Here is a 15,346-nt window from a genome sequence, read left to right on the forward strand (position 1 = left end):
GCGCCAGCCTAACGTCCCATCAAGTCCGCGTAGACGCCCGCGAGGCGGTTGACGTCATGGCGCGGACTGCCGTCCTTGGCGCGCACGGGCGCGATGACCAGCTCCGCCCCCAGCGACGCCGCGTACGTCGCGAGGTGCGGGTCGCCCTGCGCGTAGGAGGGGTCGCAGACGATGGAGTCCAGACGGAGGCTCGGCGCGTGATCGGCCAACGCCTCCAGGTGCGCGGACGCCGAGAAGCCGTCCGTCTCGTCCGCCGCGACCAGGTTCATGGTCAGGATCCGCCGGGCCCCCGTCGTGCAGATCGCGTCGGCCAGCTCGGGAACCAGCAGGTGCACGAGCACCGATGTGAACCACGATCCCGGACCGAGCACGACGTGGTCGGCGGCCATGAACGCCTCGATCGCCTCAGGTCGGGCGGGCGGCCCGTCGGGCAGCAGGCGCACCTCCCGCACCAGGCCGCGGCACTTGGCGACGCTGGCCTGCCCCCTCACCCGCGTGACCTCGTCCGGACGCAGCGGGTCCACGCCGATGACGTCCGCCTCGATCTCCAGCGGGACCCCCGCCATGGGCAGCACCCGGCCCTGCGCCCCCAGCAGCTTGCCGACCATGTCGAGACCCGCCACCGGATCGCCCAGCCGCTGCCAGATGCCCGCGATCAGGAGGTTGCCGATGGCGTGCCCGCCGAGCGGACCGACCCCCTCGAAGCGCGACTGCAACACATCGGCCCAGATGCGTCCGTCCTCGTCGTCACCGCACAGGGCCGCCAGGGCCATCCGCAGGTCGCCGGGCGGGAGGATGTCGAACTCGTCACGGAGGCGTCCCGACGACCCCCCGTCGTCCGCGACCGTCACCACGGCGGTGATCCTGCTCGTCACCCGGCGCAACGCGCGCAGGGAGGCCGCCAACCCGTGCCCACCACCGAGCGCAACGACGGACGGCAGGCCCCCGTCGATCTCGGGTTTCACTCGAGCCCCAGGTCCCTGTGGATCACGTGCACGCCGATGCCTGCCTCCCGCATGCGGCGTGCGAGCTCCTCGACGATCGCGGTGGACCGGTGCTTGCCGCCGGTGCAGCCCACCGCGACCGTGGCCAGGCGCTTGCCTTCGCGCACGTAGCCGGGCACCACCGTGGTGAGCATCGCCTCAACGGCGTCCAGCCACGGGCCGGCGTCGGACTGGCCCAGCACGTACGACGACACCGGCTTGGACAGGCCGTTCTGCGGACGCAGTTCAGGCACCCAGTGCGGGTTGGGCAGGAACCGGACGTCCAAGACCATGTCGGCGTCGATGGGCAGCCCGTTCTTGAAGCCGAACGACATGATCGTCAGCCGCATCTCGCGGTCGTCGGCGGTGTTGAAGGCGTACGCGACGCGGTTGGAGAGCTGGTGCACCGTAAGCTCGGAGGTGTCGACCACGAGGTCGGCGGCACCGCGCAGCGTGGCGAGCAGCTCACGCTCGCGCTGGATGCCGTCCAGCAGGCGGCCCTCCCCCTGCAGCGGGTGGGGGCGGCGGACGTGCTCCTGTCGCTTCACGATCACCTGGTCGTTGGCCTCCACGAACAGGATCTGCGGCCACACGCCCATCTGGGCGAGGGCGTCGAAGGCCGTCGGGATCTGGTCGAACTCGTTGCGGGTGCGCACGTCGAGGACCACCGCGACCTTGTCGAACCCGGACTCGCTGGCGGTCTGGATCAACTCGTCCAGCAGGGTGGGCGGCAGGTTGTCGACGACGTACCAACCGAGATCCTCCAACGCGTGCGCCGCGGTCCGGCGACCCGCGCCCGACATTCCGGTGATGGCCACGAAACGGGTGGAGGCAACGCTCATGCAGACATCATGTCAGGTCACTTCGCCGGTCGCGGTGTTGATGACGTCCCCGGGTTCCCGGGCCGCGAGGGCCGCCTTGACGGCCTGGGCGGTCTTCGGCCCGAAGCCCGGCACCCGCGCGATGTCGTCGACGTCGGCCTCGCGCAGCTTCTTCAGGCTGCCGAAGTGCTTGACCAGCGCCTTGCGGCGGAGCTCTCCCAGGCCGGGCACCCCGTCCAGCAGGGAATCGACCATCGACTTGCTGCGACGCCCGCGGTGGTGGTTGATGGCGAAGCGGTGGGCCTCGTCGCGGGCCCGCTGGAGCAGGTACAGCCCCTCGGAGGACCGCGGCAGGATCAGCGGGAACTCCTCGCCGGGGAGCCACACCTCCTCCAGCCGCTTGGCCAGGCCGATCAGCGGCACGTCGGTGATGCCCAGCTCGTCCATGGCCGCCTGGGCCGCCGCGACCTGGGGTGCGCCGCCGTCGACGACCAGGAGGCTGGGCTTGTAGGCGAACTTGCGCGCGACACCGGTGGTGGCGTCGACGAGCACGGCATCCTCACCCGTCAGGGAGGCCTGGTCCTCCAGGTACCGACGGAACCGGCGCGTGATCACCTCGTGGATGCTGCCGACGTCGTCCGAGCCCTCGACCGTCCGGATCACGAAGCGGCGGTACTCCGACTTGCGGGCCAGGCCGTCCTCGAAGACGACCATCGAGCCGACGACCTCGGTGCCCTGCAGGTGCGAGATGTCGTAGCACTCGATGCGCAGGGGCGGGGATTCGAGGCCGAGGGCGTCCTGCAGTTCCTCCAGGGCGCGGTTGCGGGTGGAGAGGTCGGACGCGCGCTTGGTCTTGTGCAGCGCGAGCGCCTCGCCGGCGTTGCGGGCGACGGTGTCCATGAGGACGCGCTTGTCGCCGCGCTGGGGCACGTTGACCGTGACGCGGGAGCCACGGACGTCGGTGAGCAGGTCTGCCAGCGCGTGCCCGGACGCCGGCCGCACCGGAACCAGGACCTCGCGGGGGATGCCGCCGGAGATGTCGGCCAGGTCGGGGTCGGCGTACAGCTGCAGGCAGAAGTTCTCGATGACCTCCTCGAGCGTGGAGTCGTCCGCGCGATCGGCCACCCAGCCGCGCTGGCCGAGGACCCGACCGTGACGGACGTGGAACACCTGGATCGCCACCTCGAGCTCGTCGGCGGCCACGGCGATCACGTCGGCGTCCGTGGCGTCGCCGAGGACGATCGCGTTGCGCTCGGTGGCCGAGGTGAGCGCGGCGAGCTTGTCGCGCAGGACGGCAGCCTTCTCGAACTCGAGGTTGTCGGACGCCTGCAGCATCGCGTGCTTGATGCGACGCGTGAGCTGGTTGGTGTTGCCGGCGAGGAAGTCGCAGACGTCGCTGACCAGTTCGCGGTGGGCGACCGGGTCGATCCACCCCACGCAGGGGGCGGCGCACTTGCCGATGTGCGCGAGCAGGCAGGGACGGCCGGACGCCTGCGCGTTGCGGAACACACCGTTCGTGCACGACCGCATCGGGAACACGCGCAGCAGGGAGTCGATCGTCTCGCGAATGGCCCACGCCTGCGCGTAGGGACCGTAGTAGCGGTTGCCCTTGCGCTTGGCACCACGGCCGACGAACACGCGCGGGATCTCGTCGCCCCACGTCACGCACACCCACGGGTAGGACTTGTCGTCGCGGTACTTGATGTTGAACCGCGGGTCGAACTGCTTGATCCACGTGTACTCGAGCTGCAGCGACTCCAACTCGTTCTGGACGACCGTCCACTCGACCTTCGCCGCCGTCCGCACCATCGTCTGGGTGCGGAAGTGCAGCCCGGCCGGGTCGGCGAAGTACGAGTTCAAGCGCTGGCGCAGGTTCTTCGCCTTGCCGACATAGATGACCGTGCCGGACGGATCACTGAAGCGGTAGACGCCGGGATCGGTCGGGATCGTGCCGGGCGCCGGTCTGTAGGACGCCGGGTCAGCCATACCCTCCAGCTTAGGTCGCGGCGCCGACAGCTGCCCGATCCCGCCGAGGGCCTGGCCGGGCGCCTCCTCCGGACCCGGCACCCTCATCAACCACCTCATCAAACACCTGTACGAGTGATGCACACCTGCATCACTCCCACAGTCCCCGACCACACCCCGTCGGACTCCACGCGCAGGGCCTTCTGTCACCCTGCTCCTTCCGTGACGGGGGCTCGCCACCGTCGGACTAGGATGAGTGCATGACTCCCGACCGTCGAACCTTCCTGACCGGGGCCGGGCTGGCCGCACTCGCCGTGGGCACCGGAGCCCTGGCGGGCTGCAGTGCCCCGACCCGCACCTCGCCCGGCGCTCCTCCGACCGGCAAGACGCTGTCCATCCCGACCAACCGCATCCCGGTCGGTGGTGGCGTGATCCTGGACGAGGCCAACTTCGTGGTGACGCAGCCCACCGCCGGCGAGTTCAAGGCGTTCAGCAAGACGTGCACCCACCAGGGCTGCCCGGTGTCGGAGATCCGCGGGCAGGACATCCATTGCAGGTGCCACGGCGCCAGGTTCTCGATCGTGGACGGCTCCGTCACCAACGGGCCCGCGGCCAAGCCGCTCAAGGCCGCCAAGGCGGTCGTGGACGGCGACCAGGTGCAGGTGTCGGTCTGACCCCTCAGCGCTCCAGCATCGGCTTGAGGAACTGCCCGGTGTAGCTGTCCGGGTTGACCGCGATCTCCTCCGGCGTGCCGATGCCGACGACCGTCCCGCCACCGGAGCCGCCCTCGGGCCCCATGTCGATGACCCAGTCCGCGGTCTTGATCACGTCGAGGTTGTGCTCGATCACGATGATCGAGTTGCCCTGGTCGACGAGGCGGTTGAGCACCGTCAGGAGCTTGCTGATGTCCTCGAAGTGCAGGCCCGTGGTGGGCTCGTCGAGGATGTAGACGGTCTTGCCGGTGGAACGGCGCTGCAGTTCGGTGGCGAGCTTGACGCGCTGCGCCTCACCACCAGACAGCGTCGTCGCCGGCTGGCCCAGGCGGACGTAACCCAAGCCGACGTCGACGAGCGTCGTCATGTAGCGGGAGATCGCGTTGATCGGGGCGAAGAACTCGGCCGCCTCCTCGATCGGCATGTCGAGGACCTGGGCGATGGTCTTGCCCTTGTAGTGCACCTCGAGGGTCTCGCGGTTGTAGCGGGCGCCGTTGCAGACCTCGCAGGGCACGTACACGTCGGGCAGGAAGTTCATCTCGATCTTGATGGTGCCGTCGCCCGCGCAGTTCTCGCACCGGCCGCCCTTGACGTTGAAGGAGAACCGGCCCGGTTGGTACCCGCGAACCTTCGCCTCGGGGGTCTCGGCGAAGAGCTTCCGGATGCGGTCGAACACGCCGGTGTACGTCGCGGGGTTGGACCGTGGCGTCCGCCCGATCGGGCTCTGGTCGACGTGGATCGCCTTGTCGACGTTCTCCAGGCCGGCGATCTTCGTGTGGCGGCCCGGTACGTCCTTGGCCGAGTACAGGTGCCGCGCCAACGCCTTGCTCAAGATGTGGTTCACCAGCGAGCTCTTGCCCGACCCGGACACGCCCGTCACGGCCACCATGCAGCCCAGCGGGAAGTCGACCGTGACGCTCTTGAGGTTGTTCTCGGACGCCCCCTCGATCGTCAGCCGCTTGCCGTTGCCCGGGCGTCGGACCGCCGGGACGGGGATGCTCCGCCGCCCCGACAGGTACGCCCCCGTGAGCGACTTCTCGTCGGCGAGCAGCTCCGCCACCGACCCCGACACGATCACGTTGCCGCCGTGCTCACCCGCGCCCGGGCCGATGTCGACGACGTGGTCCGCGGTGCGGATCGTGTCCTCGTCGTGCTCGACGACGATCAGGGTGTTGCCCAGGTCCCTCAACCGGATCAGCGTGTCGATGAGGCGCCGGTTGTCGCGCTGGTGCAGGCCGATGGACGGCTCGTCCAGCACGTACAGGACGCCGACCAGCCCCGACCCGATCTGGGTGGCCAGCCGGATGCGCTGGGCCTCACCACCGGACAGGCTGCCCGCCGACCGGGCCAGCGTGAGGTAGTCCAGGCCGACGTCCACCAGGAACCGGAGGCGCTCGTTGACCTCCTTGACGACCCGCTCGGCGATGGCCGCCTCGCGCTCGGACAACGTGAGGCCCCGCATGAAGGTGAGGCACTCGCCGATCGACAGGTTGGACACCTCGGCGATGTTGAGACCCCCGAGGGTCACCGCCAGCGAGGTCGGCTTGAGCCGGGCCCCGTGGCACGCGTCGCAGGGCCGCTCCCGCATGAACCCGGCGAACCGGTCACGGGCGTTGTCGCTCTCCGCCTCGGTGAAGCGACGCCGGACGAAGGGCAACGCCCCCTCGAACGTCGCGTTGTAGCTCGTCGTCCGCCCGTGCCGGTTGGTGTTGGTGACCCGCAACGTGCCCTTCACCCCGTTGAGGATCATGCCCTGGATCCTGGTGGGCAGTTCGGCCCAAGGCGTGTTCACCGAGAAGCCGTACTCGGCCGCGAGCGTCCGGAAGATCGCCTGGAAATAGCCCGAGACGTAGACGGAGTTCCACGGCACGACCGCGTTCTCGGCGAGGCTCTTGCTGCGGTCCGGAACGACGAGGTCGGGGTCGACCTCCATGCGCGTGCCCAGGCCTGAACACGTCGGGCAGGCGCCCCACGGGGCGTTGAACGAGAACTGGCGGGGCTCGAGCTCCTCCAGGGAGATGTCGTGGTTGTTCGGGCAGGCCAGCTTCTCGGAGTAGCGCCGGTGCCGGCCCGGATCCCCCTCGGGGACGTCGACGAACTCGAGCTCGACCACGCCGGAGGCCAGGTTGAGCGCCGTCTCGACCGAGTCGGTCAGGCGCTGCTTGATGGACGCCTTGGCCGCGAGCCGGTCGACCACCACCTCGATGTTGTGGCGGATCTGCTTGTCCAGCGTCGGGGGGCTCGTCAACTGGTGGATCTCCCCGTCCACCCGGACGCGGGTGAAGCCCTGCGTGATGTAGGACCGCATGAGGTCGATGTGCTCACCCTTGCGGCCGCGGACGACCGGGGCGAGCACCATGAACTTGGTGCCCTCGGGCAACTCCAGCAGCCGATCGACGATCTGCTGCGGGGACTGGCGGCTGATCGGCTCCCCGCATTCCGGGCAGTGCGGGTGCCCGATGCGGGCGTACAGGAGGCGCAGGTAGTCGTAGACCTCGGTGATGGTGCCGACGGTGGACCGCGGGTTGCGGCTGGTCGACTTCTGGTCGATCGCGACGGCGGGAGAGAGGCCCTCGATGAAGTCGACGTCCGGCTTGTCCATCTGCCCCAGGAACTGCCGGGCGTACGCCGACAGCGACTCCACGTAGCGCCGCTGGCCCTCGGCGAAGATCGTGTCGAACGCCAGGGACGACTTTCCCGATCCCGACAGCCCGGTGAAGACGATCAGGGAATCCCGCGGAAGTTCCAGGCTCACGTTCCGCAGGTTGTGCTCGCGCGCACCCGCGACGATCAGACGTTCGGTCACCCGCCCCATGGTAGGCGCGTGCTCCGACGGTTCCTGCATGGGCAGGCCTTGCAGCGACCGACAGTACGGCTAGGGTGACGCCATGCTCTCGATCCTGAACCAAGGCCAGGTCGAGCCGGTCCTCAAGCGCATCGCGGTGGCGACGCAGGCCCTGCTGCGCCACACCCTGGACCTCGACGAGGAGGCGTGGCACGCGCCCTCGCTGCTCCCGGGCTGGTCGCGCGCGCACGTCGCCACCCATCTCAGCCGCAACGCGGACGCGCTGCGCCGGGTCATCGCGGCCGCGCGGACGGGTGACCCCTCACCCCTGTACCCGTCCCAGGCCGCGAAGTTCAACGACATCGAGCGGGGGGCGGAGCGCTCCGGCCTCGAGCTCCACGTCGACCTCGACACCTCGGCCGCCGAGTTGGCCACCCTGACGGACCGGGTCGAGGACTGGCTCGCGCCCGTCCGGCTCCTCGACGGCGAGTTCCCCCTGTCGTTGGTGACCCTGATCCGGCTCCACGAGCTCACCCTGCACCACCTCGACCTGGACGCCGGCCTCACCTGGGAGGACGTCGCGCTCGTCCCCGCCCGCTGGATGCTGGACTGGATGCTCCTCCTGCTCCGCGACGACGAGTCACTCCCCGCCGTCGACATCGTGTCGGACTCCGGCCTCACCGCCTCGCTGGGGAGCGTCGGCGAGCGCATCACCGTCACCGGGCCCGACGCCGCCCTGTGGGCGTGGGTGACCGGCCGCACCCAGGGCGACGGATTGGCCGACACCGGCGGCATCACCTGGCCTATCGCGGGCTGACGCCGAGAGCCCGCCCGGCTAGGGTGCGACCATGGAGATCACGAGCGCCGTCGTCGGCTCGATGGCGAACAACGCGTACCTGCTGGTCGACTCGGGCGAGGGCCTGCTCATCGACGCCGCTGATGACCCGATCGCGCTGCTCGCCCTCATCGGCGACACCCCCATCCGCGCCATCGTCACGACCCATCGCCACCCCGACCACATCGCCGCCCTGGCCACGGTCGCCTCGCACACCGGCGCACGACTGATCGCCGGGGCGCCGGACGCCGACGCCATCGCCGAGGCCACGGGCGTCACGATCGACGAACGGGTCTGGGACGGCGACACCGTCCGCGTCGGGGACGTCGAACTCGAGGTGGTCGGGCTGGTCGGCCACACCCCGGGCTCCATCGCGCTGGCCCACACACCGACCCGCGGCAAGGCCCACCTCTTCACCGGGGATTCCCTGTTCCCCGGGGGCGTCGGCAGGACCCACAACCCGGAGGACTTCTCCTCCCTGCTCGACGACGTCACCCACAAGCTCTTCGACCGCTTCGGCGACGACACGACCGTCTCACCGGGCCACGGCGACCCCACGACCTTGGGCGCGGAGCGCCCCCACCTGGCGGAGTGGCGCGAACGCGGTTGGTGAGCCGGCGGCCTACTTGGTGGCCTCCACCACCTGCCGGATGGTCTTCTTCAGCTCGGCGATCTCGTCGCGCAGGCGGGCGGCCGTCTCGAACTGGAGCTCGCGCGCGGCCTCGTGCATCTGGTCCGACAGCTCGTGGACGAGCTGGGCCAGCTCCGAGGTTGGGAGCGAGCCGAGGTCGCGGTCGCCCTTCCTGAGGTGGGGCACCGGCGCTGTGGCCTTGTCGCCGAACCTGCCGACCACGTCGCGGGTGTCGGCGTCCTCCCGGGCTAGCATGTCGGTGATGTCGGCGATCTTCTTGCGCAGCGGCTGCGGATCGATGCCGCGTTCGGTGTTGTAGGCGGTCTGAAGCGCTCGCCGACGGTTGGTCTCGTCGATGGCGGCCACCATCGACGGGGTCATCTTGTCGGCGTACATGTGCACCTGCCCGGCCACGTTGCGAGCGGCGCGACCGATCGTCTGGATCAGCGACCGTTCCGACCGCAGGAAGCCCTCCTTGTCGGCGTCCAGGATCGCGACGAGCGACACCTCGGGCAGGTCGAGGCCCTCGCGCAAGAGGTTGATGCCCACGAGGACGTCGTACTCGCCGAGCCGCAGTTCGCGCAGCAACTCGATCCGGCGCAGCGTGTCGACCTCGGAGTGGAGGTACCGCGTCCGGATTCCGTTCTCCATGAGGTAGTCGGTGAGGTCCTCGGCCATCTTCTTGGTGAGGGTCGTCACCAGGATGCGTTCGTTCTTCACGACGCGCTCCTTGATCTCACCCATGAGGTCGTCGATCTGCCCCTTCGTGGGCTTCACGATCACCTCGGGGTCGACCAGGCCGGTGGGGCGGATGACCTGTTCGACGAAGCCGTCCGACTTCGCCATCTCGTACGGGCCGGGCGTCGCCGACAGGTACACCGTCTGGCCGATGCGCTCGACGAACTCCTCGAAGCGCAGCGGCCGGTTGTCCATCGCGCTGGGCAGGCGGAACCCGTAGTCGACCAGCGTCCGCTTGCGGGACATGTCGCCCTCGTACATGCCGCCGATCTGCGGAACGGTGACGTGGGACTCGTCGACGACGAGCACGAAGTCCTCCGGGAAGTAGTCGAGCAGGCAGTTCGGGGGCGTGCCGGGACCGCGCCCGTCGATGTGGCGCGAGTAGTTCTCGATGCCGGAGCAGGTGCCGATCTGGCGCATCATCTCCAGGTCGTAGCTCGTCCGCATGCGCAAGCGCTGGGCCTCGAGCAGCTTGTTGGACGCCTCGAGATCGGTGAGCCGCTGCTCGAGCTCGACCTCGATGTCGGCCATCGCGCGCTCCATGCGCTGGGGGCCCGCCACGTAGTGCGACGCCGGGAAGACGTAGACCTCCTGGTCCTCACTCAGCACCTCGCCGGTCAGGGGGTGGAGTGTGGAGAGCGCCTCGATCTCGTCGCCGAAGAACTCGACCCGGACGGCGTTCTCCTCGTACATCGGGAAGATCTCCATCGTGTCGCCGCGGACCCGGAAGGTGCCGCGGGTGGCCGCGAGGTCGTTGCGCCCGTACTGGTTGCTCACGAGCCGGCGGGCCAGCCCCTCCATGTCGTGGCTCTCCCCCACCCGGAGGCGGATCATGCGATCCACGTACTCCTGCGGCGTGCCCAGACCGTAGATGGCGGACACGGTCGCCACCACGATCACGTCGCGGCGGGTCAGCAGCGAGTTGGTGGCCGAGTGCCGCAGGCGCTCGACCTCTTCGTTCAGCGAGCTGTCCTTCTCGATGTAGGTGTCCGACTGCGGGACGTACGCCTCGGGCTGGTAGTAGTCGTAGTAGCTGACGAAGTACTCCACCGCGTTGTCGGGGAAGAACTGGCGCAACTCGTTCGCGAACTGGGCCGCCAGCGTCTTGTTGGGCTGCATCACGAGCATCGGACGCTGGAGCCGCTCGGCGAGCCAGGCCACCGTGGCCGTCTTGCCCGTGCCGGTGGCACCCAGCAGCACGACGTCCTGCTCCCCGGCCATGATGCGGCGCTCCAACTCGGCGATCGCGGTCGGCTGGTCGCCGCCGGGCTCGAAGTCGGCGTGGACCTTGAACGGGGCCACGCGGCGCTGGATGTCGGTGGTGGGACGCATGGTTCCCAGCGTAGGCGGCGCCTCGGACAATCAGCGTGGGGCCCCGTCAGGTCGTGCGGACGAAGGTCACTCGAACCGGCCGTCGAGCACCCACGCCACCATCAGCACCACCACGCTGGTGACCAACAGCACGAACGAGAGGCCGACCGCCAGGCTGAGGTTCGACTCGAACCCGATGAAGATCGCCAGCGGCATGGTCTGCGTGACCCCCTCGCGGTTGCCGGCGAAGAAGATCGTGGCGCCGAACTCCCCCAGCGCGCGCGCCCAGGCCAGGACCAGCCCGCTCATGATCGCCCGACGCGCGCCCGGGACCATGATGTGCGCGAACAGCTTCACCTCGGAGGCCCCGTCGACGACAGCCGCCTCGGCGATCGTCGGATCGATGTCGGCGAAGCCCACCCGGGCGGCGCGCACGTAGAACGGTCCGGCCACGAACACCTGGGAGACCACCACGGCGGTCGTGGTGAAGGGCAGCGACACCCCCACGGCCGCCAACGGGTTCCCCAGCCAGCCGTTGCGCCCGAACACCTCCAGCAGGGCGATGCCGGCCACCATGGGCGGCAGCACGATGGGCAGGTCGACCAGCAACTGGACCACCGTCCGGCCGGGGAACCGCCATCGCGCCAAGGCGTAGGCCAGCGGCGTCCCGAAGGCGACGATGAGCGCGGCGCTGACGGCCGACGTGCCCACGGACAGGCGCACGGCGGCATGCACGGCCGGGTCGCGCAGGTACTGGCCGAGGTCACCGCTGACGGCGAGCCAGACCAGCCCGGCCAGGGGGACGGCGAGGAGCCCGACCAGCAGGGCCGCCGGGATGGCGAACGGGAGGACCTCCCGCGGTCGGGCCCGCGTCGTCACGCGGAGGGCGGCAGGTATCCGGCCTCGTCAAGGATGGTCCTGCCCTCCCCGGACGTCATGAACGTGATGAACGCCTCCGCACCGGCGGGGTTCTTCCCGGCCTTGACCGGGGCGATCGACAGGGTGAGTCGGGCGTTGAGCTCATCCGGGATGGCCACGGTCTCCGCGTCGGGCCCAACGTCGGTGACGAAGACGATGCCGGCGTCCGCCTCGCCCTTCGTGACCTTCGTGATGATCGGTTGGACGCCCATCTCGCGGCTCACCGTGTTGGCCTCCACCTTCTCGGTGAAGCCGGAGGTCGCCGCCTCGATCGAGGCGAACGCCTTGGCGGTGGTCATCCAGATCGGCAGCGTCTCGGCGGCCAGGAGCACGTCCACCCCCGGGTTCGCCAGGTCCTGGACCTTCCGCACCTGGCCGGGGTTGCCGGGCGCGACCACGACGACGAGTTCGGTGCGGGCGAGGTCCTGGACCTGGTCGGCGACGACGAGCCCTGCCTCGGCGGTGGACTTCATGTCGGCCGGGTTCGCGGCGATCCACACGTCCGGTGTGGCGCCCTTGGTGAGTTGCTCGCGCTGGATCGGGGTGTGGCCCACCTCGATGGACGCCGTCGCCCCGCTGGCCGCGAACGCGGCCGCGAGCGCCTTCGACTGGGTGGCCATGGCGCCGGGCAGGTAGACCACGACCTCGCCGGACGCCGTGGGCACCGCGCCGGCTCCGGAGGCGGCGCTCGCCGCCGGGGTGGACGCCGCCGGGGCGGGCGTCGTGGCCGGCTGGCTGCACGCGGCGAGGGGCGCCAGAGGGACGAGGGCGAGCGCGGCCAACAGGCCTCGACGGGAAAGGGACACGATGATTCCTCCTCAGGTTCACCCCAGGAGTCGTCCGCCGCGGCGCAGAAGTTCCCGTCGATCGCGACGCAGAGTTTTTCGGCGGGCCCGGGCGCGTCAGCCCGCGCGGAGGAGCGATTCCACGTGGGTGGCGGCGTCCGACCAGTGCTCCACCAGGTCCGCACGGGCTCGCGCGACCCGGGACCGGATCGTGCCCACCGGCACACCGGCGATCTCCGCCGCCTCGGCGTACGTGTAGCCCACCACCTGCGTGAGGACGAGTGCCTCTCGGCGATCCGGGTCGAGCGATGCGAGCATCGCCGAGATCTCCACCGCAGCGGACGCGTCACCGAGCACGCGCTGACCGCAGTCGGCGGCCGCGCAGGGCACCGTCGGCCGGGCGATCTGGCGACGGACGCGGTCGGCGGCCGTCCGACGAGCGATCGTCAGCAGCCACACGCGCGCCGGCGCCTCCCCCCGGAACGTGGGGAGGGCGTCCATCGCGCGCAGGTAGGTGTCCTGGGTGAGGTCGTCGGCGGCGTCCGTGCCTGCCAGGTGGGCGACGAACCTCCACACGTCGGCCTGGGTGAGCCGGATGAACTCCCCCAAAGCCGGCCGGTCGCCGCGACCGGCGGCCAGCGCGAGCGCCGTCACCTCCGCATCGCGGCGGGAGCGATCGCTGGCGGGCACACGGGGCACGTCAGCACCCTAGCGCTAGGCTCAGGACGTGCCCCAGCCGCCCTGCCCGCAGCCCCGCCGCTGGCGACGCGCGCTGTCGGCCCGGATCGACGGTGAGCCGTCGTCCGTCCCAGCCGCGCAGCTGGACGCCCACCTGACGAGTTGCGGGGAGTGTCGCGAGTGGCTCGCCCGGGCCCGGTCCATGACCCGCGAGCTGCGCGAGGACGGCCTGCGCGCGCCTGACCTCACCAGCATGCTCGTGAACGCCTCCGAGGCCCACATCTGTGCGTGCCGCACCGGTGGCCCGTGCGCCTGCACCGACTGCCAGTGTCCGACCTGCACGTGCAAACCCGGCGTCGCAGCCGGCTGAGGCGGCGGCGTCCCACGCGGGAGGCCTAAGCCCCGCGGTCCGTCCCGGTGAGGTGGGCCCATGCGGCGTCCACCTGGTCCAGCAGCGCGGAGAGGGTGCGGGCATTGTCGATGACGACGTCCGCCGCCGCCAGTCGCTCCGCGCGCGACGCCTGGGCGGCGATGCGCGCCTCGACGTCCTCTCGGCTGAGCCCGTTGCGGGCCATGACCCGCTCGACCTGGGCCTCGACCGGGACGTCCACCACGATCACGACGTCGTAGCGATCCGCCAGCCCCGTCTCCACCAACAGGGGGATGACGTCGATGACCACGGCGTCCGGGTCGGACGCCAGGGCCGCGGCCCGCAGCTGGCGGGCACGGGCCCGGACGCGGGGGTGGACGATCGCGTTGAGGTCCGCGCGCGCCGCGTCGTCGGCGAACACCAGCCGGCCCAGCGCCGGCCGGTCCAGCGACCCGTCCTCGGTGAGGACGCCGTCGCCGAAGCGCTCGACCACGGCGACCAGCCCGCCCGTGCCCGGCTCGACGACCTCGCGGGCCAGGACATCGGAGTCGATGATGACGGCACCCTTGGCCGCGAGGAGGTCCGCGACGGTCGACTTGCCGGATCCGATGCCGCCGGTGAGGGCGATGGAGCGCGGTGGGGTCATGCGTCCATCGTGCCATCAGCCGAGGCGGCGCAGTCCCGCAGCCGGTCGAGCGGCCGGTGGGCGCTGGTGCCATAGGATCTTGTCGGATGGACGCCTCCGCCCGCTTCACCGAAGCCCTCGCCCCCCGCCTCTCCCGCCTGGAGCGGAAGCTCGGCCGCACGCCCCACGTCTTCGTTCGTGCGCCCCGGCTCGACCTCACCTACCACGCGGGACCCGCGGCAGAGCCCTTCCACGCGGCGAGCGTGGGCAAGATCATCACCGCCGCCCTGGTCCTGCAGTGCGTGGAGGACGGCAGGCTGCGCCTCGACACGCCGGTCGCCGACGTCCTGCCCGCGGGCGAGATCGCGGGCCTGTTCCTGCCGGGTGCGCCCGCCACCGTCGAGCACCTGCTCACCCACACCTCCGGGGTCGCGGACTACTTCGAGGGCAGGGTGACCAGCGGCGTCAAGGCCTACAGGCAGGCCATCGCCGAGCCCCAGCGGATCTGGACGCCCGACGACCTCCTGCGGGTGAGCCGCGAGCGTCAGGTCCCGGTCGGACGCGCCGGGCATAAGTTCTCCTACAGCGACACCGGCTTCGTCCTGCTCGGACGCATCCTCGAGGAGACCACCGGCGAGGACTTCGTCACCCTCGCCCACCGCCGGATCTTCGACCGGGTGCGCCTGGCGAGCGCGTTCTACCCCTTCCGCAGCACGCCGGCGGACGGCACCACCACGTTGGCACCCCTCCTGCTGGACCGAACCGACGTGAGCGCGGCCCCGAGCCTCACCATCGACTGGGCAGGCGGGGGGATGGCCGCGACGGCGTCCGACCTGGCGCGCCTCGGCGCGGCCCTGCACGACGGGACCCTCGTGGCACCCGAGTCGATGGCCGTCATGTCCCGCCCCCGGAACAAGTTCCGACCGGGGCTCGCGTACGGCGCGGGCACGATGACGGCGATGATCGAGGGATTCGCCCCGTGGCTGCGCGGTTACCCGCGCTTGGTGGGCCACATCGGGATCACCGCGGCCCACCTGTGGCACGACCCGACCACCGGCACCGACATCGTGATCAACCTCGGCGACACCCGCCGGATGGCCACCAGCTTCCGCCTGTTCATCGAGGTGCTGGCCCTCCTGCGCCGCGGGTAGTGGAGGGACTTCCCACCGGAAACGCCGAACGGCGCCC

13 protein-coding genes and 1 pseudogene are annotated in these 15,346 nt (G+C 70.5%); 5 read left to right on the plus strand and 9 right to left on the minus strand.

The window, feature by feature from the left end; translation table 11 throughout:
- Positions 1 to 8 precede the first annotated feature (8 nt).
- The 3 genes from AC5YDV_RS02815 to uvrC are packed head-to-tail and all read right to left on the minus strand — an operon-like array spanning position 9 to position 3,790.
- Complete coding sequence (locus AC5YDV_RS02815; RefSeq protein ID WP_496182084.1) at positions 9 to 965, minus strand: gluconeogenesis factor YvcK family protein; 957 nt, start codon at positions 963 to 965, stop codon at positions 9 to 11.
- Positions 962 to 1,825: an RNase adapter RapZ gene (rapZ, locus tag AC5YDV_RS02820; RefSeq protein ID WP_496182085.1), complete on the minus strand. Its 864-nt coding sequence runs from the start codon at positions 1,823 to 1,825 to the stop codon at positions 962 to 964. The genes AC5YDV_RS02815 and rapZ overlap by 4 nt, the downstream gene beginning before the upstream one ends.
- 12 nt (positions 1,826 to 1,837) lie before the next feature.
- A complete protein-coding gene (gene uvrC, locus AC5YDV_RS02825) occupies positions 1,838 to 3,790 on the minus strand; it encodes an excinuclease ABC subunit UvrC (RefSeq protein ID WP_496182086.1) in 1,953 nt (650 codons plus the stop codon).
- Positions 3,791 to 4,029: 239 nt separating this feature from the next.
- Here uvrC and AC5YDV_RS02830 point away from each other — a divergent pair, with 239 nt between their 5' ends.
- On the plus strand, positions 4,030 to 4,443 hold the full coding sequence (locus tag AC5YDV_RS02830) for a Rieske (2Fe-2S) protein (RefSeq protein WP_496182087.1): 414 nt from the start codon (positions 4,030 to 4,032) through the stop codon (positions 4,441 to 4,443).
- A 13-nt stretch (positions 4,444 to 4,456) separates the two neighbouring features.
- On the opposite strand, the pseudogene uvrA reads toward AC5YDV_RS02830, so the two are convergent.
- A pseudogene (gene uvrA / locus AC5YDV_RS02835) lies at positions 4,457 to 7,297 on the minus strand (excinuclease ABC subunit UvrA); the annotation flags it as partial.
- A gap of 73 nt (positions 7,298 to 7,370) precedes the next feature.
- On the opposite strand from uvrA, the gene AC5YDV_RS02840 reads away from it, so the two are divergent.
- A complete protein-coding gene (locus AC5YDV_RS02840) occupies positions 7,371 to 8,084 on the plus strand; it encodes a maleylpyruvate isomerase family mycothiol-dependent enzyme (protein ID WP_496182088.1) in 714 nt (237 codons plus the stop codon).
- Between the two features lie 31 nt (positions 8,085 to 8,115).
- On the plus strand, positions 8,116 to 8,715 hold the full coding sequence (locus AC5YDV_RS02845; RefSeq protein ID WP_496182089.1) for an MBL fold metallo-hydrolase: 600 nt from the start codon (positions 8,116 to 8,118) through the stop codon (positions 8,713 to 8,715).
- A gap of 9 nt (positions 8,716 to 8,724) precedes the next feature.
- On the opposite strand, the gene uvrB is transcribed toward AC5YDV_RS02845, so the two are convergent.
- The 4 genes from uvrB to AC5YDV_RS02865 all read right to left on the minus strand — a co-directional run bounded on the left by uvrB (position 8,725) and on the right by AC5YDV_RS02865 (position 13,184).
- Complete coding sequence (gene uvrB, locus AC5YDV_RS02850; protein WP_496182090.1) at positions 8,725 to 10,803, minus strand: excinuclease ABC subunit UvrB; 2,079 nt, start codon at positions 10,801 to 10,803, stop codon at positions 8,725 to 8,727.
- A gap of 66 nt (positions 10,804 to 10,869) precedes the next feature.
- A complete protein-coding gene (locus tag AC5YDV_RS02855; RefSeq protein ID WP_496182091.1) occupies positions 10,870 to 11,661 on the minus strand; it encodes an ABC transporter permease in 792 nt (263 codons plus the stop codon).
- Complete coding sequence (gene modA / locus AC5YDV_RS02860; RefSeq protein ID WP_496182092.1) at positions 11,658 to 12,506, minus strand: molybdate ABC transporter substrate-binding protein; 849 nt, start codon at positions 12,504 to 12,506, stop codon at positions 11,658 to 11,660. Before modA ends, AC5YDV_RS02855 begins: the two co-directional genes overlap by 4 nt.
- A gap of 96 nt (positions 12,507 to 12,602) precedes the next feature.
- Positions 12,603 to 13,184, minus strand: a complete 582-nt coding sequence (locus tag AC5YDV_RS02865; RefSeq protein ID WP_496182093.1) for a sigma-70 family RNA polymerase sigma factor — start codon at positions 13,182 to 13,184, stop codon at positions 12,603 to 12,605.
- Between the two features lie 28 nt (positions 13,185 to 13,212).
- Here AC5YDV_RS02865 and AC5YDV_RS02870 point away from each other — a divergent pair, with 28 nt between their 5' ends.
- Positions 13,213 to 13,533 carry a zf-HC2 domain-containing protein gene (locus AC5YDV_RS02870; protein WP_496182094.1) on the plus strand — a complete coding sequence of 107 codons (321 nt, stop codon included), beginning with the start codon at positions 13,213 to 13,215 and terminating at the stop codon, positions 13,531 to 13,533.
- 25 nt (positions 13,534 to 13,558) lie between these two features.
- On the opposite strand, the gene coaE is transcribed toward AC5YDV_RS02870, so the two are convergent.
- The gene (coaE, locus tag AC5YDV_RS02875; RefSeq protein ID WP_496182095.1) at positions 13,559 to 14,179 is read right to left on the minus strand and encodes a dephospho-CoA kinase; all 621 of its coding nucleotides are present in this window, start codon (positions 14,177 to 14,179) and stop codon (positions 13,559 to 13,561) included.
- Between the two features lie 86 nt (positions 14,180 to 14,265).
- On the opposite strand from coaE, the gene AC5YDV_RS02880 reads away from it, so the two are divergent.
- Positions 14,266 to 15,309, plus strand: coding sequence for a serine hydrolase domain-containing protein (locus tag AC5YDV_RS02880; protein WP_496182096.1), 1,044 nt, complete (start codon positions 14,266 to 14,268; stop codon positions 15,307 to 15,309).
- Positions 15,310 to 15,346 lie beyond the last annotated feature (37 nt).

The sequence above is a fragment of the Propioniciclava sp. LT432 genome (assembly GCF_059515965.1).

Coding starts and splice junctions, on each gene's coding strand:
- rapZ (WP_496182085.1), bottom strand. CDS start 1,825: ATGAGCGTTGCCTCCACCCGTTTCGTGGCCATCACCGGAATGTCGGGC.
- uvrC (WP_496182086.1), bottom strand. CDS start 3,790: ATGGCTGACCCGGCGTCCTACAGACCGGCGCCCGGCACGATCCCGACC.
- AC5YDV_RS02830 (WP_496182087.1), top strand. CDS start 4,030: ATGACTCCCGACCGTCGAACCTTCCTGACCGGGGCCGGGCTGGCCGCA.
- AC5YDV_RS02840 (WP_496182088.1), top strand. CDS start 7,371: ATGCTCTCGATCCTGAACCAAGGCCAGGTCGAGCCGGTCCTCAAGCGC.
- AC5YDV_RS02845 (WP_496182089.1), top strand. CDS start 8,116: ATGGAGATCACGAGCGCCGTCGTCGGCTCGATGGCGAACAACGCGTAC.
- uvrB (WP_496182090.1), bottom strand. CDS start 10,803: ATGCGTCCCACCACCGACATCCAGCGCCGCGTGGCCCCGTTCAAGGTC.
- coaE (WP_496182095.1), bottom strand. CDS start 14,179: ATGACCCCACCGCGCTCCATCGCCCTCACCGGCGGCATCGGATCCGGC.
- AC5YDV_RS02880 (WP_496182096.1), top strand. CDS start 14,266: ATGGACGCCTCCGCCCGCTTCACCGAAGCCCTCGCCCCCCGCCTCTCC.